Genomic DNA, 22,207 nt, shown 5'->3' with positions numbered 1-22,207 from the left:
CCGCGTGATGCTAGAGAGCGCGCACGGCCAATGAGACACAGGACGCATGGACAGCATCCAGATCCTTGAAAAGCTGATCGCATTCCCGACGGTAAGCCGCGACTCGAACCTCGCCCTCATCGGCTATGTGGCAGAGCTGCTGGACACGCACGGCATTGCTTGCCAGATCATCCACAGCGAGGACGGCCACAAGGCAAACCTCTTTGCCACCATCGGACCGGCCGGCGCTTCCGGCATCATGCTGTCCGGTCACACCGACGTCGTTCCCATCGAGGGGCAGGCCTGGACGCTGCCGCCCTTCGAGATGACGAAACGCGACGGCAAGCTTTATGGGCGCGGCGCAGCCGACATGAAGGGCTTCGTCGCCTGCGCGCTCTCGGCCTGCCTCAAGGCCTTGAGAATGACGCTGCGCACGCCGCTGCACCTGGCACTCTCCTACGACGAGGAGATCGGCTGCATCGGTGTGCGCAGCCTGATCGACATGCTGCAGGCGGCCCCGCAACGGCCCTTGCTGTGCATCGTCGGCGAGCCGACCGATATGCAGGTGGCGACGGGCCACAAGGGTAAGCTGGCCGCACGCGCCCTCTGCAAAGGACGGGAGGGCCATTCGGCGCTGGCCCCGCTGGCGCTCAATGCCATCCATCTCGGCTGCGACTTCGTCGCCGCCTTGCGCCGCGAGCAGGACCGGCTGGTGCGCGATGGCGCCCGCGACGGCGACTACGACATTGCCTACACGACCGTCCATGTCGGCAAGATCAACGCCGGCGTGGCGCTGAACATCGTGCCGAACCTCTGCCAGGTCGATTTCGAGATCCGCAATGTTGCGGCCGACGACCCCCACGAGATCCTCGAGCGCCTGCGCGCGGAGGCCGAGCGCATTGCCACCGAAGCCTCGACCATCGCGCCCGAGGCGGCGATCGACATCGACATCACCAACACCTATCCCGGCCTGGACACGCCGGTCAGTTCGCAGGCCGTCGCTTTCGTCAAATCGCTGACCGGCGCCAACAACACCATCAAGGTTGCCTTCGGCACGGAAGGCGGCCTGTTCAGCCGCGATCTCGGCACGCCGACAATCGTCTGCGGACCGGGGTCGATGGCGCAGGGGCACAAGCCGAACGAATTCGTCAGCGTCGAGCAGATGCGCCGCTGCGACGACATGCTGGAAAAGTTGCTGCAGCGGCTGGCCGAACAGCAGCTTCAACTGGCGTAACGGACGGCTCCGGGTTCAACGGAGTCGCGGAACCGGGCGTTACTTCTGCGGAACCGCTGCCTGGCCGACGGCCCGCTCGGCGCCGAACACGCCTTGCTCGACCACGAAATGCCGACAGTGGTCGATGAACGCCTGGGTTGTTTGCGTGCGATGTTCGGAGTTGGGCAAGGCGACGCCCATGGTCAGAGGCCGCAGGTCGCCGTCCAGCGGCACAAAGACAAGCGGCTTGCCATCCGGCGCCAGCGTGTTGAGCGGCCGCATATTGGCGATGCCGTAGCCGTAGCCGTTCGCCACCATTGAACGCATGACCGCGATGTCGCCAGTGCGCTCGGCGATGTTGGGTCGGATTCCCCGCTGATGGAAGGCCGACAGGAAGTATTCGCGGCTGAACGGCAGGTCAAGCAACACCATCGGCTCGTTGGCCAGTTCTTCCGTCGTGATCGACGCCTTACCCGCAAAGCGGTGCCCCGCCGGCAGCATGACATAGGCCGGCACCAGCATCAGCGGCTCGAAGGTCATGTCCTGCGACAGTTCGAGATCGTATGTCAGGGCAAGGTCGATTTCACCCCGCTGCAGCATCTCGAGCAATTGCCCTTGATTGCGCTCGAACTGGCGCACGCGCACATCAGGATAAGCGCGCTCGAACCTCATGCGCAGAGCTGGCAGAACAATCTGCGCGAAAGTCAGCAGGCATCCCACTGCCAGCGGGCCGCGTACCTTTTCGGCAAAGTCGCCTGCGACGTCATGCAAGGCATCGGCATCGTTGAGCAGCCGGGCGGCTTCCTTCAGGAAAACGCGGCCGCCAGCCGTCAGCGAAAGGCCGTGCGAATGTTTGCGGACAAAAAGCTGGACGCCGAACTCGGTCTCCAGTTGAGCGATGGAGGCCGAAATCGACGGCGGTGACACGTTGACCTGTTCGGCCGCCTTGGCAATGGAGCCGGCTTCGCCCACGGCGACGAAGTATTCCAACTGTCTGAGCGTGAAGCGTAGTGGCATGAGCGGCTATGTTGCCGGTTTGAGCGCTTCGATCAAGCCTTGCCGCCCCTCAGTATTTGATCCACGTCGTTTTAAGTGCGGTGTACTTGTCGAGCGCATGCAGCGACAGGTCGCGGCCGAAGCCGGATTGCTTGAAGCCGCCGAACGGCGTCATCGGGCTCAGCGCGTCGACCGTGTTTACGGAAACCGTCCCGGCGTGGAGTCGGCCGGCGATGCGGTGCGCACGCGACAGGCTGTCGGTCCACAACGATGCGGCCAGCCCGTATGGGCTGTCATTGGCCATACGGATCGCCTCTGCCTCGTCATCGAAGGCGATGACCGAAAGCACTGGGCCGAATATTTCCTCTCGGGCAATCGGATCTGTGTGCGAGACATCGTCGAAGATGGTGGGCTGTACAAAGCTGCCGCGCCCGTTGACCGTGACCAGATCGCCGCCGGCAACCAAGCGCGCGGTTTTCTTGCCGGCCTCGACAAATCGCATGACATTGGCCGCGTGGCGGGTATTGACCATCGCGCCCATTTTCGAAGCCGGATCGAGTGGATCGCCGGGTTGGGTGGCCGCCGCACGCCGTACCAGTTTCTCCACGAGAGCATCCTTGATGCCGCGTTGTACAAGCAAGCGTGAATTGGCGGAACACACTTCGCCCTGGTTGAAGAAGATGCCGAAGGCCGCCATATCGGCCGCTGCATCGAGATCGCTGCAATCGGCAAAGACAAGGTTGGGGCTCTTGCCGCCGGTTTCCAGCCAGACCTGCTTCATGTTCGACTGACCGGAATACTGCAGGAACATTTTGCCCACCGCAGTCGAACCGGTGAAGGCAAGGCAATCCACATCCATATGGCGGCCCAGCGCCTGGCCGGCGGTTTCGCCAAGGCCGGGCACCACATTGAGCACGCCGGCCGGCAGGCCCGCTTCCATCGCCAGTTCCGCCAGCCGCAGGGCCGACAAAGGCGACTGCTCGGCTGGTTTCAGCACCACCGAATTGCCCGCCGCCAGCGCCGGCGCGCACTTCCAGGTGGCCATGTCGAGAGGGAAATTCCACGGCACCACCGCGCCGATGACGCCGAGTGGCTCCCGCCGCACCAGCACCAGATCGCCTTCGCCGGTCGGTGCCACTTCGCCGTAGATCTTGTCGATGGCCTCGCCATACCATTGGAAGATCGCGGCCGAGCCGGGAACATCGACCGTGGCCGCATCGCTGACGAGTTTGCCCATGTCGAGCGCTTCGAGCAGGGCCAGTTCATGCAGGTTTTCGCGCAGCAGCTGCGCCAGCCGCAGCAACACCTCCTTGCGGTGCGCCGGGCTGGTTCGTGACCAGACGCCAGCGTTGAAGCTGCGCCGGGCCGCGGCAACGGCCAGCTCGATGTCTTCTCCGCCACAGGACGCCACTTCAGCCAGCGTTTCGCCGGTTGCAGGATTGACGCAGGCGAAGGTTCGGCCCGAACGCGCCGCAACCGTCTTGCCGTCGATGAACGCCTTGTCGCGAAAACGGATGGCGGACGCTTTGCCGATCCAGTCCTTGTGGCTGAACTCGCTCATCGCAGGTGACCCGTGGCTCTGTCTGGACTATTCATCGCCCGGTACGCCGTAGCTCGGTGCATCGGATGGATTTATCGCGCGCGTCACATACGCATCGAGCTGTGGCTTGTAGATTTCCCACAGCGTCGCCAGTTGCTCGATCGGGCAGTCGTCGGTCCAGTCGCAGCGCAGGTCGGCGACCGGCCAGGCAACCTCGCGCATCAGCTTCATTCCGGCGGAATGGACCGGACCTGCCTCGCCACCCGCTTTCAGCGCGGCGTGCATGGTGGCGATGAGGCGGTCGCCCAGATGCCCTTCCGACGCCAGATATGCCTCGACCATGGCTTGCGGCACCCCGTCATGGGCCAGCATATTGCCGCCGCAAGCGACATTTTCCGCGCGTGCTTCCGCCCAGATGCCAAGCGCCTTGGGGCCTGAGTGAATCGCGGTCGTTCCGGCGGCATCGACAGCCAGCACCTGCCTGTATTCGGAATAGGCGCCGGTGCGCTTCAGTATGGCAACCGCCTCGGCGGCCGAAGCGCCGCGTGCCAGCAATTCGAGGCCTCGCAGCCCAAGCGTCGGATCGGTGACGTTCTGGCTGGCAATGGCGCCAACGCCTGCCTGCGCATAGGCGCAGCGCGCCGCCACAGCCGGGGACGACGATGACACCGCGACCCCGAACATGCCGGTGCGGTTGCACCGCGCGACAATGGAAAAGGTCATGACCGTCAGTCCGGAACAACGGCGGTGCCGTCGATCTCGACCAGCCAGTCCGGCCGCGCCAGAGCCTGCACGACAAGGCCGGTTGAGACGGGATGCACGCCCTTGATGTACTCGCCCATGGTGCGGTAGACCACCTCGCGATGGCGTACGTCGGTGATGTAAACCACCACCTTGACCAGGTGCTCCATGGTGCCGCCGCATTCCTCGATCAGCTGGCGGATGTTCTGCATAACCTTGTGCGTCTGCTCGGCTGGATCATGGCTATCGATGTTCTTGGCCGTGTCGAGGTCCTGCGGACACTGGCCACGCAGATAGACAGTTCTGCCGCCCCGCGTAACGACCGCCTGACACAGATCGTTGTCGAGTTTCTGCTCAGGATAGGTATCTTTCGTATTGAACTTTCGAATTCTTTTATGCGCCATCTTGGTCTCCGTCAGATCGTCTCGAGCTCATCACATCCTTTGCGCGACGCTTGGCTCGACGGCTGCCTTCACGAAAGGACGCCGGGACCACGGCCCGCATATGTCCGTCAAATATTCACGGCGCGGACAGGCTTTGAAAGAACAGTCTTTCTCATCCTTGCTAAGGCCGCTCCTAATCATTGGAGAGGCCGCTCGGGCGATCCGTGGCGCATTCCAGTCGCTGGCCCGCCTCGCTAGAGGAAGGCCCGGCTTCCGCAGAATGACGTTGGCTACGCCACCTTGGTCTCGCGGTTTGCGGCGGTATGATACGCAAGGTACTTGCGCTGCGTGGAAATATGGTCTGCCAGATGCTGGGCGTCGTGCCAGACGCCCCAGATGAAGCTGGATCCCCTGCGCGATTGCCAAGGCAACCCGAGGAAATAGATCCCGGACTCGGTCGACACACCGCGCTGATGCCTCGGCTTGCCCTTTTCGTCGAACACATCGACCTTGAGCCAGCTGTAATCGACGGTGAATCCCGTTGCCCAGATAATCGAGCTTATTCCAGCTTCGGTTAGGTCCAGATCGAAAATGGGGTCGGTCACGCATTGCGGATCCGGCCCGATCTTGCGGGCACTGGGCTCTTCGGGAAGGTTGAGGCCGTTGCGGGCAATATAAGCGTCGGCTTCGTCCAGCACCGACATGTAGTTCGCATCGCCGCGCGCGATATTCCTGGCCAGATCGGGCGCGAATATCATGGTGCCGTCCTTGTATGATTCCGTCCGGCCTACCAGCGTCATCCCTTGCGCGGCAAGACGCCGGAAATCGATCGTCTCGCCGCCACGCGCACCGCTCACGGCGATGGTGACATGTTCCGTGCCAGGCGCCGGGGTCTGGGAGTCCCACTTGCCGAGAACCCCCAGCCACCAGCAGAAGTCACGCTCGCGATAGGCCCGAGGCGGCCGATCGTGCGGCCCGACCGAGAGGTAGACGCGACGTCCCGCACGCTGGAGTTCGTCGGCGATCTGCACCCCCGAGGATCCCGAGCCGACCACCAGCACCGCACCCTCGGGCAGCTGGCCGGGATTGCGATAGGCGCTGGAATGAATCTGAACCGGTCCTGCATCCTCGGGAACGACGGCCGGGATGACGGGACGCTGGAAAGCTCCGGTCGCGGCGACCAGGCTCCTGGCCTCAATCTCGCCGTCCGAGGTTTCGACCTGGAAACCGGCGCGACCGACAAGCCTTTGCACTTTCCTGACCTCCACGCCGCAGCGGACAGGGGCAGCGATCATCTGCGCGTAGGCGACAAAATAATCCGCAACCTTCTCCTTGGCGACAAAGGCATCGGGATCGGTATCCGGAAACTCCATGCCCGGAAACCGATCATGCCAGGCGGGACCGTTGGCAACCAGCGAGTCCCATCTTTCGGAGCGCCAGCGTTCAGCGATGCGGTTCCGCTCGAGAACAAGATGAGGCACTCCGCACTTGCTCAGATGCTCGCTCATGGCCAACCCCGCCTGGCCGCCACCGACAATGAGCGTGTCTACTTTTTCGACTGACATTTCAGCGGCCCTTTCTGGCTCTCCCCGAGAGTTTCTGCGGATGCGACGGAGGTCTGGTCGTTGATTTACTGGAGGGACGGGGCAGCGAAAATTACGATTTCATGTGGCACTGGTTAGCTTGTCCCTAAATGCTGGAGGCCATCGCCGAGAACGCGGGATGTAGCGTCGGGACCATCGCCGTTGCGACAAATACCGGATGGCTCAGAGATAAAGGCTTCTGGTCGCCTTGGACGAGAGCAACTCCTCTGCCGGCCCTTCCTGGGCGACCTTGCCCTTAACAAGGACATAGCCGCGATCGGCGACGCCCAGCCCCATTTCCGCGTTCTGTTCGATCAACAGGATTGTCGTGCCGCGGCGATGGATCTCGCGGGTGATCTCGAAATATTCACCGATGAGCTTGGGCGAGAGGCCGAGCGACGGTTCGTCCATTATCACCAGCTTGGGTTCGCCGATCAGCGCGCGCGCCAGCGCGACCATCGCCTGTTCGCCGCCCGACAGAGTGCCGGCCACTTGGCGCAAGCGCTCCCGGATGCGCGGAAACAGGGTGCACATCTTGTCCAGCTGCGCCGCGAAGTCGGGCCCCCGGCCGGACACCGCGTCGTAGCCCAGGCGCAGGTTCTCGATCACCGTCAGGCTGGGAAACAGCCGGCGCCCTTCCGGAACGAGGCCGACACCGAGCGACGCCAGGTTTTCCGTGCCAAGCGTCGCCATGTCCCTGCCCATCACCACGACTTTTCCGCGCAGGGCTCGCACCACGCCGCAGACCGTCATGAAGGTTGTCGTCTTGCCGGCACCATTTGGCCCGAGCAGGCAGACCAGTTCGCCCGGACGCACGCTCATCGCTACGCCGCGCAGCATCGGCACCGGCCCGTAGCTGGTATCGACACTCTTCAACTCAAGCATGGGCGACCGCCTTCCCGAGATAGGCCTCCTGGACGCGCGGATCGGCGCGCACCGCCGCGAAGTCGCCCTCGGCGATTTTGCTGCCATAGTCGATGCAGGTGACGTGGTGCGGGAAAGCCTCGACCACCCGCATGTCGTGCTCGATCAGGACCACCGACAGTTCGGGGTTGTCCGCCCGCAGCCGCTCGATGTCGGCCACCAATGCGTCGGTTTCCACATCGTCCATGCCGACCGACGGCTCGTCGAGCAGCAAAAGCTTGGGCTGCGAGGCCAGTGCGCGGGCGATTTCCAGCCGCCGCCTATCGGCCTGTGCCAGCGTGCCCGCCGGCCGATAGCGTTGTTCAAACAGGTCACCGGAGCCGAGCTTGAGCAGCCTCTCCGCCCGTTCCACGCAAGCGGCCATTTCGCGGCGCGAGGAGCGCGGCCGGAACAGCGCACGCAGCACGCCGGTCTTTGTGCGGGTGTGCATGCCGATGATGACGTTGTCGAGGACGCTGAGATCCGAAAACAGCCGCGACGATTGAAATGTGCGGGCGATGCCGCGGTCGACGACGTCGTAGGAGGGGCGGCCGGTGATCTCTGCGCCGTCGAAGGTCACCCGCCCGGAGGTCGGCAGGTAGACGCCGGTCACGACGTTGAACAGCGTCGACTTGCCGGCGCCGTTCGGACCGATGACGGCGAGCACAGCACCCTTGTCGATCGAAAGGCTGACATCGTTGAGCGCAACCAGGCCGCCGAAGCGCATAGTCACATTCTCAACTTTGAGAAGTGCGCTCACAGGTCGCCTCCGTATCGCCGCATGCGTTGCGGGAACAAGCCCTGCGGCCGGATCATCAGGAAGCCGATGATGACGACCCCGAAGAACAGCAGACGGTAGTCGGCGAAGGCGCGTAGTTTCTCGGGCAGGATGGTCAGCAGGAACGCACCAACGATGACACCAAAAACATTGTCCATGCCGCCGACGATGACCATGGTCATGATGGTGACGGAGACAAGGAAGGTGAAATTGTCGGGAGAAATGTAGGAGACGTAGAAGGCGTAGATCGTGCCGGCGAAGGCGGCGAGAAAGGCGTCGACCGCGAACGCCAGAACCTTGAACCACGCCACATTGATGCCTTGCGCCCTGGCAGCGATCTCGTCGGCACGCAGTGCGTTCCAGGCCAGCCCGATGCGCGAGCCGTGCAAGCGATGCGCGGTGACGATGGCGACGACGACCAGCGCCGCCGACAGATAATAGAAGTTCGCCTGGCTCGGCAGCTTCCAGCCGAAGATCACCAGCGGGTCGGCAAAGGAATGGCCGAACAGGCTGGGCGCAGGAATGCCGACCAATCCGTTGGGTCCCCCGGTCCAGCTGAAGTTGTTCAGCAATTGATGGACGACGACACCGAAGGCGATGGTGACAAGCGCAAGGTAAGTGTCACGCGTGCGCATCGACGGAATGCCAATGATGAAACCGAACAGTGTTGCCGCGAGCGCCGCGACCGGTAGCGTCAGCCAGAAGCTGACCCCGAAATTGATCGCCAGCAGAGCCGATACATAGGCTCCGATGCCGTAGGATGCGCCGGTGGCGAAGTTCGGGATGTTGGCGCTGCCGAGCTGGAAATTGAGCGCCAGCGCAAGCACGGCGTAAAGCTCAGCGACGATCAGCAGATGCAGCATATACGTATTCGAGCCGACGAAGAACGGAAAAGCCAGAACGACGACCGCAGCGGTGATCATCGTCACGAGGGGAACCCGGGCAAAGCTGGCCAGCGCGTAGTCCGCGATCCACGGCAGCCTTTCCAGCAGGTAAAAGCCCAGGCCGAGCAAAGCCAGCAGGCCGACCACCTGCCAGCCGCCATCAACCCTGAGAATGAGGTACAGGAACGTTGCCCCGCACAGCTGCGAAGCGATGGTGAAGGCCGCGGCCGCCGCTTTGCCCGGCGCAGCAAGTGAAGTCCGAGCCTGCATGCTAGACTTTCTCCATGACGGTGCGCCCAAGCAGGCCGGCGGGACGGAAGATGAGCACGGCAATGACCAGCAGGAAGACGAAGACCAGCCTGTAGGAGGCGCCGTCAGTCACGAAGGTCTGGGCAAGCACCTCGATGCCGGCGATGATCAGCCCGCCCAGGATGGCGCCCGGCATCGAGCCGAGCCCGCCGATCACCGCGGCGGAAAAGCCGAGCAGGCCGGCCATGACGCCGAAGTCAAACCGTGTCACGCCGGCATAGCTTGCGAACAAGAGCCCGGCGATAGCGCCGATCACTGAGGCGATGAAGAACGTCGCACGGAAGACGCGTGCATCGCGGATGCCCATCATCCGTGCCACGATCCGGTCCTCCGAGGCCGCCCGGATACGCAGGCCGAGCGGGGTCATGTGCAGGAAGACAAACAGCATGGCCACCAGCGCGACGGTCAGTACAACCACAAGCAGCGCGAACCAGCTGACGGCGACACCGGAGATTTCGAAAGCCATGCCCGACACCAGGCGCGGGAAGGCATGCGGGTTCGATCCCTGCGGATAGAGATGGCGGATCAGTTCGCGAATGACGATGCCGAGCGCCACCGTCGCCACCAGCGCCATCATCGCGGGCGCGTCGCGGAAACGCCTGATGACAACCTTGTCGAGCAAGACGCCGATCAGTCCGACGGCGAGCACGGCTACCGGAACCGCAAGGACCAGCCAGGCGGGGACCGAGGCGCCTAGTGCGGTCGCCAATGCCTGGGCGAGCCCCAGCGTGATGAACGGCGCCGTCATCGCGACATCGCCATGCGAGAAATGAATGACGTTCAGAACACCGAAGATCAGGCTGAACCCGATAGCCAGCAATGCATAGATGCAGCCAAGGGTTATCCAGTTCACCAGTTGCTGGACAAGCAGTTCCGCCATGCGGGTCCGTCTCTCGATTGAAGCCGACAGGTATCAACCGCCGCGCTGAGCGGACAGAACGAATCTCCGAACTCACGAGTCACAATTTCCGAATTTCATCACTGAATACGCGCCAATACACTGATGATCAGCCGACGATCACGATCGGCCGGGTCGCTACGACGGCGGCAGATAATTCTATTGAGGTGGAACCATGCAAAACAGGCGCACCGCGCTTATCCGCGTATCGTCAATTCTGGCCGGGTCTCTGTTGGTGATCGCACTGGGCGCCGCCCAGGCTCAGGCCGACCAAATCAAGCTCGGCTTCATCGGACCGCTCTCCGGCGGCAACGCCCAGCAGGGCCTCGGTGCTCGCAACGGCTTCCTTCTTGCCATCGAACAGGCCAATGCCAACGGCTACCCGTACCAAGTGGAAGGCATCGTTCTTGATGACGCTTCCGATCCGGCCGTCGGCGTTTCGGCGGCGCAGAAGCTGGTCAACGATCCCTCGGTAACTGCGGCAACCGGACATTGGAACAGCTCGGTCGCACTGGCGACAATCCCGATCTTCAACCGCTCGCAGATGCCGTTCATCGTCTGGGGCGCGGTCAGTCCGAAGATCACCGAGCAGAATTTGCCGAACGTGACGCGCGTGACACCAACCTTGGTCAACGAGAACAAGCCGCTGGCCGAAGCGATTGCCAAGCAAGGCAAGGTCAAGAAGATCGCGATCATCTCGGACACGACCGACTACGGCGCGGCCAACATCAAGTGGTTCGGAGATTTCTTCAAGGCTGCCGGCGGCGAGATCGTTTCTTCGGATGCCGCAGCCGTCGGCACGACCGATTTCCGCGCCATGCTGACCAAGGTGAAGGCGGCGTCCCCCGACGCGGTCTACTTCGGTGGCGTCGTTACGGAAGCAGCGCTGGTGCGCAGCCAGATGGCCGACCTTGGAATGGGCAGTCTGCCCATGTACGGAATTTCGGGCATCTACGATCCGAAGTTCATTGAGATCGCGGGGGCGGCCGCCGAAGGCACCATTGCCGGAACCCCAGCCGTCCAGTCGAACCCGAAGCTCGAAGAGTTCAACAAGGCCTATGAAACCAAGGCCTATTCCGATCCCGCCGGCTCCTACGCCAAATATGCCTACGAGGCCACGCAGATCCTGCTCGAGGTCATCAAGGAAAAGGGCGTCGACGATAAGGAGGCGCTGAGCAAAGCCATTCGCGACATCCACCACGATGGCATTCTGGGAGAAGTCTCCTTCGATGCGACCGGACAGACCAACATGGCCATCGATATCGACATGTTCGTCGTCCGCAACGGCAAATGGGAGAAGATGTAACCACCCAATCAACGCCGCGCCCGCTCTTGGCACGCGGCGTTGAATTCCTCATCGCCGAGCTCGCAAAAGTCCTGACCGGAGCGCCCAGACCATGAATGATGAAGCCGGCCACCGCGCACCTCGAAAGGCCGTCGAGATCAAGGGCGTCTCCAAGCTGTTCGGTACTTATCAGGCGTTAAAACCTGTTTCCTTCGACATCTATGACAACGAGTTCTTCACGCTGCTCGGTCCCAGCGGCTGCGGCAAGACCACCTTGTTGCGCATGATGGCGGGCTTCGAGCAGCCAACGGCGGGGCAGATTTTCCTGCACGGATCGAACATACAGGGAATGCCCCCGCACAAGCGGCGGGTCAACACCGTCTTCCAGAGCTATGCCCTGTTTCCGCACATGAGTGTTGAACAGAACATCGGCTTTGGGCTCGAAAACCTGGGCTGGCAAAAAGTCCGCCGTGATGCACGCGTCGCCGATATGCTTCGCCTCGTTCATATGGAGGCATTTGCCAGACGCAAGCCGCAGCAATTGTCGGGCGGCCAGCGCCAGCGCGTCGCGCTCGCCCGCGCATTGGCGCCCGAACCGGAAGTGCTTTTGCTCGACGAGCCGCTCTCGGCGCTCGACCTGAAGTTGCGCCAGGCCATGCGCGACGAACTGCGCATCCTGCAGCGCAAGACCGGCATCACCTTCGTGTTTGTCACTCATGATCAGGAAGAAGCACTCGACATGTCGGATCGCATCTGCGTTCTCGGCGATGGCGAAATCCAGCAGCTTGGCACGCCTGCCGCGATCTACGAGGAGCCGTCAAACCGCTTCGTCGCCGACTTCATCGGCGAGACCAATTTCCTCGACGCCGAGGTGATTGCCGTCGACGGCGAGCAGGCGACCGTGACAACGCAGCTCGGCATGACCTTGACGGCCTCTCACAAGAAGGCAGTCGCCGGCCAGAAGGCCTTCATGTCGATACGTCCGGAGAAAATCAGCCTGCCCGCCCAGGACAACCTGATCGCTGTCGATGGCACGATCATGGGCACCAACTATCTCGGTGGCTACACCTACTATCTCGTTGAAACGGGCGGCACTAGGCTGCGCATTTCCAAGCGCAACAATGTCAGCCGCGGCCTGATGTTCGCGATCGGACAGTCGGTGAAAGTCGGCTTTGCCGCCGAATCCGTTCGGATCCTCGGTGCATGAAGCCATCCACCAGAAATCCGAACTGGAATGTCCTGGGCTTGCTGCCGGCCCATCTCATCATGGTGCTGACGCTGATCATCCCGATCGGGATCATCATCGTCGTGTCGTTCTCGACGCGCGGGCCATACGGCGGATTCGAATATGTGTTCACCACCGCGCCCTACAAGCAGCTGTTGTTCAACGAAGGCTGGACCGGCGAGCTGGAGTTCAATCCGCAATATCTCATTGTCGTTGCAAGGACGCTGGTGCTGTCGGCGGTGACGACCTCGATCTGCCTGCTTTTGAGCTTCCCGGTTGCCTATTTCATCGCGCTCCAGCGACCGACGATCAAAGTCCTGCTGATCTATCTGGTGACGCTGCCATTCTGGGTTTCGATGATCGTGCGCGTCTATTCCTGGATCATCATCCTTGGCAAGGACGGGGTGATCGAAAAGACCCTTCGGGGTGTGGGCCTCGTCGACAACATGGGGTCCCTGCTGTTTGGCAATACCGCCATGCTGGTCGGTCTCGTCTACAGCTACATTCCGCTTATGATCCTGCCAATCTTCGCCTCCATCGAGAAGCTCGACCCTGCGCTCATCGAGGCGTCGCATGATCTTTATGGCAACCGCCTCACCACATTGCGCCGCGTTATCCTGCCGCTCATCCGGCCGGGCATGATCGCCGGAGCGATCCTAGTGTTCGTTCCCAGCCTTGGCGCGGTCCTGGAGCCGACCCTGCTCGGCGGCGGCAAGACGATGATGATGGGCAATCTCATCCAGTTGCAGTTCGGCGGAGCCCGCAACTGGCCGCTCGGCGCCGCCATCGCCATCGTGTTGATGGCCGCGGTCATGATCTTCCTGGTCTTCCAGGGTCTGCGGTCCATGCGGATCGAAGGGCTGGAGCGTGCGTCATGAGCGCGGACAATGATGTCAGACGCTATCCGGGCCTCGGTTTCTTCAGCGCGATCTTCTTCGCGTATCTCTACCTGCCCATCGCCGTCGTGGTGTTCTATTCCTTCAACGCGAACCGGATCGTCTCCAATTGGGGCGGGTTCTCCTTGCACTGGTACACGACCGCGCTGTCCAACGCGAACCTCCTGACGGCAGTGAAGACCTCCTTGCTCGTCGCCACGGTCGCCACGGTCGCCTCGACACTTGTCGCATTGATGGCAGCATTGGTCCTGGTGCGGGGCCGCAACGTCAGATTCCGTCGCATCTCCGAAGCGGTGGTGAACCTTCCACTTCTTTTACCCGAGGTCGTCGTTGCTGTTGCGGTCCTGATCCTTTTCTCGGAGATCGGGCTCGTCAACGGAATAATGAAATTGATGATCGCGCACACAACCTTTTGCATTCCGTTCGCCTTCTTGCCGATACGAGCGCGCCTGCAGGGCATGGACCTGCACCTGGAGGAAGCGGCCCGCGATCTTTATGCAACCGGTTGGGTCGCCTTTCGGCGCGTCACGCTGCCGCTCATCCTGCCGGGCGTGTTCGCCGGCGCCATGCTCGCCTTTGTCATCTCGATGGACGACTTCATCACTAGCAACCTGTTGAATTCCGGCGGCGCCACCACATTGCCGGTCTACATTTTCTCCCTGATCAAGCAGGGCGTGTCGCCTCAGCTCAACGCGATCTCGACCTTGATCATGGTTGTTTCGGTAGTCCTGGCGACCGTGGCCTTTCTGCTCCAGCGGCGGCGGTAGACGCGGCAAAGTTTTTCCTAATCAAGGCGTCGGGCAATTCGAATTTATCGAACCGGGTGCTTTGTTATCGTCGCTGCCGGGAGAACAACAAACAGGGGAATGAGATGTCGATGAGAATCCGTATTGCAGCATTTGCCATGGCCGGTGCCGTGAGCCTTGCCTTCAGCGTGCCGGCTTTGGCCGAGGGCAATCTGGCCATCTACGCATGGGCCGATTCCATCTCGCCCGAGATGGTCGCAAAATTCGAGAAGGAAACCGGCATCAAGGTCACGGTCGACGCCTTCTCCTCCAACGAGGACCTGCTGACCAAGCTGCAGGCCGGCTCCTCCGGCTACGATATCGTGACGCCCTCGCAGCATTTCGTGAAGATCATGATCGACAGCGGGCTGCTCGAGGACATCGGTGCCAGCAGCATGGCTGCCTATCAGCAAATCCTGCCGGAATGGCAGAAGCCATGGTGGGATCCGACCGGCAACTATTCGATCCCGCTTGCCTTCGGCAACGCCGGCTACACGGTCAACCGCGCCGTCTACAAGGGTCCGGTCGATAGTTGGAAGACCTATTTTGAGCCGCCGGTCGAACTGCAAGGTAAAATCGCCAGCCTTGCGCAACCTGACGAAGTCATTTCGGCTGCGCAGAATTATCTCGGCATCAAATACTGCAGCGAAGATCCTCAGGAAATGAAGCGCGTTCTCGATCTCCTACAAGCGCAAAAGCCTTACGTCGCTACCTACTCCAGCGACAACATTGAGAACCGGATCGGTGGCGGCGAAGTAGGCGCTCATTTCTGGTGGGACGGCAATTCCATGCGCGTGCGCCGCAACGACAAGGCCAAAGTTGAATATGCGATGCCTAAGGAAGGCTTGGTCGGGTGGCTGGATTCTTATGTCGTGCCGAAGGGCGCACCCAATATCGACAATGCCAAGAAGTTCATCGACTTTATGGCTGAGATCGACAATGCGACGGCCGAGTACAACTACTACGGTCATTCCTCGCCGGTGAAGATCGACGAGAGCAAGGCGCTCTACAACAAGGGAAACGCCCCGGAACTGTTCCCGACCGTTCCGGTCAAAATGAGCGAAGCGTGCTCGCCGGCGGCACAGGAACTCGTCACCAAGGTCTGGACGCAGCTTCTTCAGTGAGCCGCTCGGTCGGGGCCACGGCCCCGGCATTTGTCTCAATGGGGCTGGGCATGCAGACCGAAAACTTTGATTACATTGTCATTGGCGCCGGCTCGGCCGGTTGCGTTCTGGCCAATCGCCTGAGCGCCAATCCATCCACGAGCGTGTGCCTGGTCGAGGCCGGCGGCAGCGACAGCAACCTGCGCGTCAAGGTGCCGGCCGGCATCCTCTCGCTCTACGGCAATCCGAACTATGACTACTGCTATGTCGGCGTGTCTCAGCCCCACCTCAACGGCCGCAGGATTCCGGTCAATCGCGGCAAGGCGCTGGGCGGTTCGAGCTCAATCAACTCGATGGTCTACATCAGGGGCGCCGCGCAAGACTATGACGAGTGGTCGCGGCTCGGCTGCACAGGCTGGGCGTTCAGCGACGTGCTTCCCGTCTTCAAGAAGCTCGAGCGCAATCTGCTTGGCCAGGATCCGCGCTACCACGGCACCAGCGGCGAGTTGCTGGTCGACAACCCGCGCGATCCGAACGTGCTTTCGGAGATGTTCGTCAAGGCTGGCAACAATGCGGGCCTTCCGTCCAACGACGACTTCAACGCCGAAAGCCAGTTCGGCCTCGGCATCTACAATGTCACGCAAGATCGCGGCCAGCGCTTCAGCAGTTTTACCGCGTTCGTACGCCCGGTGTTCGATCGCAAAAATCTCACGATCTTTAGCGAATGCGAGGTGATCGACCTCGATATAGCCGAGGGGCGCGCAACAGGGGTGCGGGTGCGGCACAAGGGCCAGGAGAAGACGCTGTCTGCCCGCCGCGAGATCGTGCTGTCGGCCGGCGCAATCAACTCCCCGAAGATCTTGCTGGCCTCCGGGATCGGTCCCGCGGCCGAGCTTCAGGCGATCGGCATAAGACCGGTTGCCGATTTGCCGGGCGTGGGCAAGAACCTGCAAGATCATATCGACGGCATGATCACGGTTCGCTCCTCGAGCACCAAGACGCTCGGCCTGTCGCTGCCCAACCTGCCCCGGATGCTGGCGGCTCCCTTTCAGTATTTTGCCGGCCGCAGGGGCATGCTCACCACGAACTATGTCGAGGCCGGCGGCTTTGCCAGGACGAAGTACGCCAATGGCATTCCCGACGTGCAGTTCCACTTCGTGCCCGGCTATCGCAGCCATCGCGGCAGACTGGTGGAGTACGGCCATGGGTACGCAGTTCACACCTGCGTGCTCAGGCCCAAAAGCGTTGGCGAACTCAAACTGTCAGGCCACGCTTCGGCCCGGGATGTACTCATCGATCATCGGTTCTTTTCCGACGAGGAAGACGCCAAGGTGCTGGTCGAAGGCATCAAGATTGCGCGTCAAATCTTTGCCGCACCTGGGTTCGACGAGATTAGGGGCACGGAGATGCTGCCGGGCAAGGATGTCCGCAGCGATGACGAGATCCTCGCCTATCTGCGCGCCGAAGCTCTGACCGTCTATCATCCGGTGGGGACCTGCAAGATGGGCACGGACGCAATGGCCGTCGTCGATCCGGCAACGCTGAAGCTGCGCGGCATCGCGGGTTTGCGGGTCGCCGATGCGTCCGTCATGCCGACGCTGATCGGCGGCAACACCAATGCGCCCAGCATGATGATCGGACAGCGCGCCGCGGAGATGATACTGGGCCAAGTATCGTCACCGTAGAACAACTCCAGGAAAAGCGTCTGCGGCGTTCCGCCCGGAATTGCGCAAAAACAAATACTTAGAGCGGCTCAATGAATCAAACGTTGAACCGCTCTCTTTCAACGACGCACCGGCCGCAGGCCGGACCGTGGCGGGAAAGCGCCCGTGCCGGGCTCAGGCGGCTTCATCGTTCCGCTCATCCGCCTCGCCATTGATCTCGCACAGCAGCCTTTCGATGTCGGCCTTAGGAAGGTCAAAGGTAGTGAATATGCCGACGAAGGAATTGGCGTAGTGCTCCAGCGCCGCGTCCGCCTCCTCCGCGGAGCGGCCGAGCTGGCTCTGCAGAAAGACGATGAACTTTCGACTCTCCGTCGACAAGTGCGCGGGCACCCGAAGCACAAACCCCGCCTTTTTCTACGCCAGCCTACCAATCCTACTCCGGCTCTCGTCATCATCTTGCGCCCTTAAGGGCAGTTCGTATCGTCCCATCACGCTGCTTTGGGAACTGCCGCACGGTAGCGCCCATAGCCGGCCTTCATGAGTAAACCTTCCTCGCACATGCGGGTGAGGTAGTGGCGGGGAACCCCGATGTCGGTCAGGTCTTTTGTTCGGACTTCGCCCTTCTCACGAGCCAGCGAAACGGCGCGTTCCCTCAACGTCGGCTTCGGGCCTCCGGCAAGCCGGATCCGCTCGGCGCGGTCGCGATCACGCTTCCGCATCCTCGCCGAGGGCTCTGGCGTAATTTTGAGGGGGATCGGCAACACATAGTTCGCAGTTTCGTTCAGCCCGGGGAGCCAACGCTCATTCTACGCTACGGCGCGCAGGAGCCCTCTGAACGCCCAGTAACGCTATGCGAGGTTGCGAGGATCTAAGTCGCGGTCGAATACTTTAGCCTTTGGCGGTGGCCAGGTTGGTGCTGAGCTCGAAGGCCAGTGTCGCGCAGGCCGATTAGACGGCATAATCGGCACGAAGTTAGAAATCACATTGATAAATGGTCGGCCGCCCCCTTATCCCCTGTATCGGAGAGCGTCGACCAGAAGCGTGAAGGCGGCAGTATGCTGCCGCCGGCTTGGATAATAGAGGTGGTAGCCCGAATATGGCGGGCACCAGTCTTCCAGCACCCGGACCAGGCGGCCGTCCGCAACATGCTGGGATATCTGGTTTTCGAACGTGTACACCAAACACAAGCCATCGACCGCGGCATGCAAGAGCATCTCGTTGTCGTTGAAAATAACCGGTCCATTGACCCGGACCTCGAGTTCGACACCGTCCTGTTCGAACTCCCAGGCATAAAGGCCGCCCCCGGTGTTCTGGCGATAGCTTGCGCATCGGTGTTCGCTCAAGTCGCGGGGTGTCTGCGGGGCGGGACGATTGGCAAAGTACGACGGGGATCCCACGACTGCCATCCTGACGTCTGGGCTGATGCGGACCGCCACCATGTCCTTTTGCACCTGTTCGCCCATGCGGATACCGGCCTCGAAGCGCTCTGCGACAATGTCGGCGAGACCTTCATCGACATGGACCTCAACCGTGATGTCGGGATAATTCTGCAGCAGTTTCGACAATACGGGCCACAAGACAGTTTGGGCGGCATGCCGGAACGTGGTGATGCGGATCGTGCCTGCAGGCTTGTCGCGAAGCGCGGTGAGCGCAGCAATTTCACTGTCGATATGGTCGAATGCCGGCCGCAGGCTGACAAGCAGCCTTTCGCCTGCCTCGGTCAGCGACAGGCTGCGCGTCGTTCGCGAGATCAACCGCACACCGATCCGTTATTCGAGCATGCGCACCGCATAGCTGAGCGCGGATTGGGAGAGGCCGAGCTTCGCGGCCGCGCGTGTAAAACTCCCCTCCTCGGCAACCGCGATAAACACAGCCCATTCGCTGAAGTCGCCTCTTCTCACCTATAAACCTCATTTCTATATCCATGAGGATCATGGCGGATAATCAGCATGCCTGTCTCGACATATTTTATGCTCCGCGCAGCCCCGACGGCACAAGCCAGCATTCGGGACTGCCTGGTACTGCGCGGATTCCGAACGCACCGATGGCGGCCGAGCGCCGACAAGGCGTTATCTGCCTTGCTCGCTGCCGGAACAACAAGCAGCGAGCAGAAGCGGTCTGGCGTAAAAACGGCTACGTCAGATTGAACGGCAATTGACGCAGCGGTTTTCCCGTGAGCCGTGCTATGGCGTTGGCAAATGCCGGCGCCAATGGTGGCAAGCCGGGCTCGCCCATGCCCGTGGGCGGTTCGGCGCTAGGCACGATGTGGATGTCGAATTCCGGCACGTCCGTGATGCGCGCAACCCTATAGTCACTGAAGTTGCTCTGCTCGACGACGCCGTCCTTGAGCGTTATTGCAGAGCCTGCCAAGCACATCGACAAGCCCATGATCGCCGCGCCCTGTACCTGCGCCTCCACGGTCAGAGGGTTGACGGCCAGATTGCAGTGAACCCCGGCCGTGACCCGATGCAGTTTAGGCTGTCCATCGGCAACAGAGGCTTCCACCACGTAAGCGACCACTGAGCTGAAGGACTCGTGCACCGCCACACCCCAGGCCCGCCCCTCGGACAATTGCGTCTTGCCGTACCCGCTCTTGTCAACGGCCAGTTGCAATGCGTCACGATGGCGGATGTGCTGATCGCCGAAGAGCTGCATGCGGTAGGCTACAGGGTCTTGGTCGGTTGCACGCGCTATATCGTCGAGCAGGGTCTCCATCACATAAGCCGTATGGGTGGAGCCGACGCTGCGCCACCACAGAACCGGCACGTTGTCCTTGGGATGATGCACGGTCAGCCGCATTGGAAGCGGATAGGGAGCCCGCATGCCCTCCGTCGTGGCGGCGTCGATGCCGTTCTTCACCATGAACTGCTCGAACACGGTTCCGGTAAGTATCGACTGGCCGACGATGCTGTGATCCCAGGCCAGCACCTTGCCTTGATTGTCAAAGCCGATGCGGGCGCGGTGCAGGTGCAGTGGACGGTAGTAGCCGCCCCTCATATCGTCCTCGCGGCTCCAAAGCGTTCGGATCGGTGCATTCAGCCCCGCCGACCTGGCGGCCTTGGCTATTTCGCAGGCCTCGACCACGGTGTCGGAGGTGCTGGAAAAGCGCCGACCGAAGCCGCCGCCCGACATCTGCACGTTAAGCACGACCTGTTCCGGCTTGAGGCCGAGCGCGGATGCGGCAGCGGCGGCATCGGGTCCGGCACTTTGGCTTCCCATCCAGATCTCGGCACGATCATCGGCAAGCCGTACCGTGCAGTTCAGCGGTTCCATCGCCGCGTGGGCGAGATACGGGAACACGAACTCAGCTTCCAGCTTCAGCGGCGCCGTTTCCAATGGCACCATGTCGGAATCGAACTGGCGCGGGCCGGGGCGAGCGGCCATCTCGCGATAGTGCGCGAGTTGCCGTTCGCTATCGACCTTTTCGACGGCAGATGTGTCCCACTCCACCTTAAGGGCATCGCGGCCCTGAGACGCCTGCCAATATCCGTCGGCCACGACGGCCACGCCCTCGGCACCGCGATCCAGCGGCACGCGCAGGACGGCCTTCACGCCCTTGACGGCGCGGGCTGCGCTGTCGTCCAGGGTGGCTATCTTGGCTCCGAAGACCGGAGGACGAGCCACCCCGGCCGTCAACTGTCCCGGCAGCTTGAAGTCGATGCCAAAACTCTGTTGGCCGCTGCTCTTGGCTTGAGCGTCCAAACGCCGGGTGGGCTGGCCGATGATGCGGAAATCCTTGGGATCCTTCAGCGCAATCTTCTGCGGCACTGGCAAGGCCATGGCCGCCTCGGCAAGCTCTCCATAACCAAGCTTGCGGCCATCGGAGGCCAGAACCGCGCCGGCCTCAGTTCGCAGAGTGGACGCCTCCACGTTCCAGCGGGTCGCCGCGGCCGCCAGCAGCATGGCGCGAACACGAGCACCCAGTTCGCGATACTGCGTAAAGCTGTTCTTGATTGTGTTCGAACCGCCGGTAAGGTGCATGCCGAAGAGCGGATCGACATAGGCGATGTCATTGGTGCCGAGTTGGCTGCGCACCAAGTTCCAGTCCGCATCGAGTTCTTTGGCAAGGATCATGGGCAATGCCGTTTGGACGCCTTGACCGAACTCCAGCCGGTTGATTGTGACCGTAACCTCTCCATTGGGCGCGATGTGGACAAATGCAGAGGGCTGCTCGGTCGGCTTCAGACTGACTGCCGCCTCATCGGCCTCGGACGACTGCGCGACTGCCAAATCAGGGAAAATGCCGACAGCCAGGCCGAGGGTCCCCGTCAGCTTGAGAAAGCTGCGGCGTGGCATCGCCTGGACCGTCGTTGAACGGCCCCGTTCCATGATGTGTTGCAGCGCACGCGGCAGCTCTTTGTGATCCATGTTGGGGAACATATGCGTCTCCTTCAGACGAGGGTGCTGGCGGCGTCGGCTATAGCGGCGCGGATACGGGCATAGGTTCCACAGCGGCAGATGTTTCCGGCCATGGCGGAGTCGATCTCTTCGGCGGTCGGCTGCGCTCCGGGCGACAGCGACGCGAGCAAGGCCGTCGCGCTCATGATCTGGCCGCTCTGACAGTAGCCGCATTGTGCCACGTCGTGCCTGACCCATGCAGCGTGGACAGCCGCGCCGACACGGTCGGTGCCGTCGGTTGTCTTTTCAATCGTGGTGATCTTGCCGCTTTCAACGGCGGAAACCGGTGTGCTGCACGAGCGGATTGCCTCGCCGTCCAGATGCACCGTACAGGCGCCACAGAGCGCTGCGCCACAGCCGAATTTGGTGCCGCTCATTCCAAGCGTGTCACGCAGGACCCAAAGGATCGCAGTTTCCGGGTCAACGTCAACCTCGTGCTCTCGCCCGTTGATATTCAATGAGATCATGGCCGGTAGGTTCTCCTGGGTTGCTCCACCCGAATAGGCTTCCCAAGCGGCCTGGAGCTTCCCGGCCGACTGAGACATTGGCAATTTGGTGGCTAGCGCTAAAGCTAGCTCGCCGGGCGATGCTGGATTAGACTGCGCAATTTGCATGCCTTAGAAACGTGGTTTCTGAATGCGTCA

General features: G+C 61.8%; 20 protein-coding genes and 1 pseudogene. 7 read left to right on the top strand and 14 right to left on the bottom strand.

Annotated elements, in window-relative coordinates; genetic code table 11:
* The first annotated feature begins 46 nt into the window (after nt 1-46).
* Nucleotides 47-1,213 carry an acetylornithine deacetylase gene (argE, locus tag M727_RS0133805; RefSeq protein ID WP_027156200.1) on the top strand — a complete coding sequence of 389 codons (1,167 nt, stop codon included), beginning with the start codon at nt 47-49 and terminating at the stop codon, nt 1,211-1,213.
* Nucleotides 1,214-1,252: 39 nt separating this feature from the next.
* Here argE and M727_RS0133800 read toward each other — a convergent pair whose 3' ends face one another.
* From M727_RS0133800 to M727_RS0133760, 9 genes are all read right to left on the bottom strand, one after another.
* Complete coding sequence (locus M727_RS0133800; RefSeq protein ID WP_027156199.1) at nt 1,253-2,209, bottom strand: LysR substrate-binding domain-containing protein; 957 nt, start codon at nt 2,207-2,209, stop codon at nt 1,253-1,255.
* A gap of 49 nt (nt 2,210-2,258) precedes the next feature.
* On the bottom strand, nt 2,259-3,749 hold the full coding sequence (locus M727_RS0133795; protein ID WP_027156198.1) for an aldehyde dehydrogenase: 1,491 nt from the start codon (nt 3,747-3,749) through the stop codon (nt 2,259-2,261).
* A gap of 27 nt (nt 3,750-3,776) precedes the next feature.
* Nucleotides 3,777-4,451: a DUF1028 domain-containing protein gene (locus M727_RS0133790; protein WP_027156197.1), complete on the bottom strand. Its 675-nt coding sequence runs from the start codon at nt 4,449-4,451 to the stop codon at nt 3,777-3,779.
* A gap of 5 nt (nt 4,452-4,456) precedes the next feature.
* On the bottom strand, nt 4,457-4,873 hold the full coding sequence (locus tag M727_RS0133785) for a RidA family protein (protein WP_027156196.1): 417 nt from the start codon (nt 4,871-4,873) through the stop codon (nt 4,457-4,459).
* A gap of 269 nt (nt 4,874-5,142) precedes the next feature.
* Nucleotides 5,143-6,417 carry an NAD(P)/FAD-dependent oxidoreductase gene (locus M727_RS0133780; protein WP_027156195.1) on the bottom strand — a complete coding sequence of 425 codons (1,275 nt, stop codon included), beginning with the start codon at nt 6,415-6,417 and terminating at the stop codon, nt 5,143-5,145.
* A 201-nt stretch (nt 6,418-6,618) separates the two neighbouring features.
* The gene (locus M727_RS0133775; protein ID WP_027156194.1) at nt 6,619-7,320 is read right to left on the bottom strand and encodes an ABC transporter ATP-binding protein; all 702 of its coding nucleotides are present in this window, start codon (nt 7,318-7,320) and stop codon (nt 6,619-6,621) included.
* On the bottom strand, nt 7,313-8,098 hold the full coding sequence (locus M727_RS0133770) for an ABC transporter ATP-binding protein (protein WP_245269172.1): 786 nt from the start codon (nt 8,096-8,098) through the stop codon (nt 7,313-7,315). Before M727_RS0133770 ends, M727_RS0133775 begins: the two co-directional genes overlap by 8 nt.
* Complete coding sequence (locus tag M727_RS0133765) at nt 8,095-9,270, bottom strand: branched-chain amino acid ABC transporter permease (protein WP_027156193.1); 1,176 nt, start codon at nt 9,268-9,270, stop codon at nt 8,095-8,097. Before M727_RS0133765 ends, M727_RS0133770 begins: the two co-directional genes overlap by 4 nt.
* Before the next feature lies 1 nt (nt 9,271).
* On the bottom strand, nt 9,272-10,189 hold the full coding sequence (locus M727_RS0133760; RefSeq protein ID WP_027156192.1) for a branched-chain amino acid ABC transporter permease: 918 nt from the start codon (nt 10,187-10,189) through the stop codon (nt 9,272-9,274).
* A 193-nt stretch (nt 10,190-10,382) separates the two neighbouring features.
* On the opposite strand from M727_RS0133760, the gene M727_RS0133755 reads away from it, so the two are divergent.
* The 6 genes from M727_RS0133755 (at nt 10,383) to M727_RS0133730 (ending at nt 17,186) form a co-directional block, all read left to right on the top strand.
* Entirely contained in the window at nt 10,383-11,513 is a 1,131-nt protein-coding gene (locus tag M727_RS0133755; RefSeq protein ID WP_027156191.1) for a branched-chain amino acid ABC transporter substrate-binding protein, read from the top strand.
* 91 nt (nt 11,514-11,604) lie between these two features.
* Nucleotides 11,605-12,699 (top strand): ABC transporter ATP-binding protein, encoded by a 1,095-nt coding sequence (locus M727_RS0133750; RefSeq protein ID WP_027156190.1) that lies wholly within the window; start codon nt 11,605-11,607, stop codon nt 12,697-12,699.
* The gene (locus M727_RS0133745) at nt 12,696-13,595 is read left to right on the top strand and encodes an ABC transporter permease (RefSeq protein ID WP_027156189.1); all 900 of its coding nucleotides are present in this window, start codon (nt 12,696-12,698) and stop codon (nt 13,593-13,595) included. The genes M727_RS0133750 and M727_RS0133745 overlap by 4 nt, the downstream gene beginning before the upstream one ends.
* The gene (locus M727_RS0133740) at nt 13,592-14,380 is read left to right on the top strand and encodes an ABC transporter permease (protein ID WP_027156188.1); all 789 of its coding nucleotides are present in this window, start codon (nt 13,592-13,594) and stop codon (nt 14,378-14,380) included. The genes M727_RS0133745 and M727_RS0133740 overlap by 4 nt, the downstream gene beginning before the upstream one ends.
* A 110-nt stretch (nt 14,381-14,490) precedes the next feature.
* Nucleotides 14,491-15,522 carry an extracellular solute-binding protein gene (locus tag M727_RS0133735; RefSeq protein WP_027156187.1) on the top strand — a complete coding sequence of 344 codons (1,032 nt, stop codon included), beginning with the start codon at nt 14,491-14,493 and terminating at the stop codon, nt 15,520-15,522.
* A 50-nt stretch (nt 15,523-15,572) separates the two neighbouring features.
* Nucleotides 15,573-17,186, top strand: coding sequence for a GMC family oxidoreductase N-terminal domain-containing protein (locus tag M727_RS0133730; RefSeq protein WP_027156186.1), 1,614 nt, complete (start codon nt 15,573-15,575; stop codon nt 17,184-17,186).
* Nucleotides 17,187-17,339: 153 nt separating this feature from the next.
* Here M727_RS0133730 and M727_RS0133725 read toward each other — a convergent pair whose 3' ends face one another.
* The 5 genes and pseudogenes from M727_RS0133725 to M727_RS0133705 form a co-directional block, all read right to left on the bottom strand.
* The gene (locus M727_RS0133725) at nt 17,340-17,543 is read right to left on the bottom strand and encodes a hypothetical protein (RefSeq protein WP_027156185.1); all 204 of its coding nucleotides are present in this window, start codon (nt 17,541-17,543) and stop codon (nt 17,340-17,342) included.
* A gap of 110 nt (nt 17,544-17,653) precedes the next feature.
* Nucleotides 17,654-17,884: a type IV toxin-antitoxin system AbiEi family antitoxin domain-containing protein gene (locus M727_RS38840; RefSeq protein ID WP_036264471.1), complete on the bottom strand. Its 231-nt coding sequence runs from the start codon at nt 17,882-17,884 to the stop codon at nt 17,654-17,656.
* Nucleotides 17,885-18,172: 288 nt separating this feature from the next.
* Nucleotides 18,173-19,066: pseudogene (locus M727_RS38835) on the bottom strand (LysR family transcriptional regulator).
* Between the two features lie 232 nt (nt 19,067-19,298).
* The gene (locus M727_RS0133710; protein ID WP_027156183.1) at nt 19,299-21,545 is read right to left on the bottom strand and encodes a xanthine dehydrogenase family protein molybdopterin-binding subunit; all 2,247 of its coding nucleotides are present in this window, start codon (nt 21,543-21,545) and stop codon (nt 19,299-19,301) included.
* A gap of 11 nt (nt 21,546-21,556) precedes the next feature.
* Nucleotides 21,557-22,030 (bottom strand): (2Fe-2S)-binding protein, encoded by a 474-nt coding sequence (locus tag M727_RS0133705; protein WP_027156182.1) that lies wholly within the window; start codon nt 22,028-22,030, stop codon nt 21,557-21,559.
* Between the last annotated feature and the right edge of the window lie 177 nt (nt 22,031-22,207).

The sequence above is a fragment of the Mesorhizobium sp. WSM2561 genome (assembly GCF_000513915.1).
GTDB lineage: Bacteria > Pseudomonadota > Alphaproteobacteria > Rhizobiales > Rhizobiaceae > Mesorhizobium > Mesorhizobium muleiense.
This window is presented reverse-complemented; position numbering and strand designations above follow the sequence as displayed.

Coding starts and splice junctions, on each gene's coding strand:
- M727_RS0133775 (WP_027156194.1), bottom strand. CDS start 7,320: ATGCTTGAGTTGAAGAGTGTCGATACCAGCTACGGGCCGGTGCCGATG.
- M727_RS0133765 (WP_027156193.1), bottom strand. CDS start 9,270: ATGCAGGCTCGGACTTCACTTGCTGCGCCGGGCAAAGCGGCGGCCGCG.
- M727_RS0133785 (WP_027156196.1), bottom strand. CDS start 4,873: ATGGCGCATAAAAGAATTCGAAAGTTCAATACGAAAGATACCTATCCT.
- M727_RS0133710 (WP_027156183.1), bottom strand. CDS start 21,545: ATGTTCCCCAACATGGATCACAAAGAGCTGCCGCGTGCGCTGCAACAC.
- M727_RS0133705 (WP_027156182.1), bottom strand. CDS start 22,030: ATGATCTCATTGAATATCAACGGGCGAGAGCACGAGGTTGACGTTGAC.
- M727_RS0133780 (WP_027156195.1), bottom strand. CDS start 6,417: ATGTCAGTCGAAAAAGTAGACACGCTCATTGTCGGTGGCGGCCAGGCG.
- M727_RS0133800 (WP_027156199.1), bottom strand. CDS start 2,209: ATGCCACTACGCTTCACGCTCAGACAGTTGGAATACTTCGTCGCCGTG.
- argE (WP_027156200.1), top strand. CDS start 47: ATGGACAGCATCCAGATCCTTGAAAAGCTGATCGCATTCCCGACGGTA.
- M727_RS0133790 (WP_027156197.1), bottom strand. CDS start 4,451: ATGACCTTTTCCATTGTCGCGCGGTGCAACCGCACCGGCATGTTCGGG.
- M727_RS0133735 (WP_027156187.1), top strand. CDS start 14,491: ATGAGAATCCGTATTGCAGCATTTGCCATGGCCGGTGCCGTGAGCCTT.
- M727_RS0133750 (WP_027156190.1), top strand. CDS start 11,605: ATGAATGATGAAGCCGGCCACCGCGCACCTCGAAAGGCCGTCGAGATC.
- M727_RS38840 (WP_036264471.1), bottom strand. CDS start 17,884: ATGCGGAAGCGTGATCGCGACCGCGCCGAGCGGATCCGGCTTGCCGGA.
- M727_RS0133730 (WP_027156186.1), top strand. CDS start 15,573: ATGCAGACCGAAAACTTTGATTACATTGTCATTGGCGCCGGCTCGGCC.
- M727_RS0133760 (WP_027156192.1), bottom strand. CDS start 10,189: ATGGCGGAACTGCTTGTCCAGCAACTGGTGAACTGGATAACCCTTGGC.
- M727_RS0133745 (WP_027156189.1), top strand. CDS start 12,696: ATGAAGCCATCCACCAGAAATCCGAACTGGAATGTCCTGGGCTTGCTG.
- M727_RS0133755 (WP_027156191.1), top strand. CDS start 10,383: ATGCAAAACAGGCGCACCGCGCTTATCCGCGTATCGTCAATTCTGGCC.
- M727_RS0133795 (WP_027156198.1), bottom strand. CDS start 3,749: ATGAGCGAGTTCAGCCACAAGGACTGGATCGGCAAAGCGTCCGCCATC.
- M727_RS0133740 (WP_027156188.1), top strand. CDS start 13,592: ATGAGCGCGGACAATGATGTCAGACGCTATCCGGGCCTCGGTTTCTTC.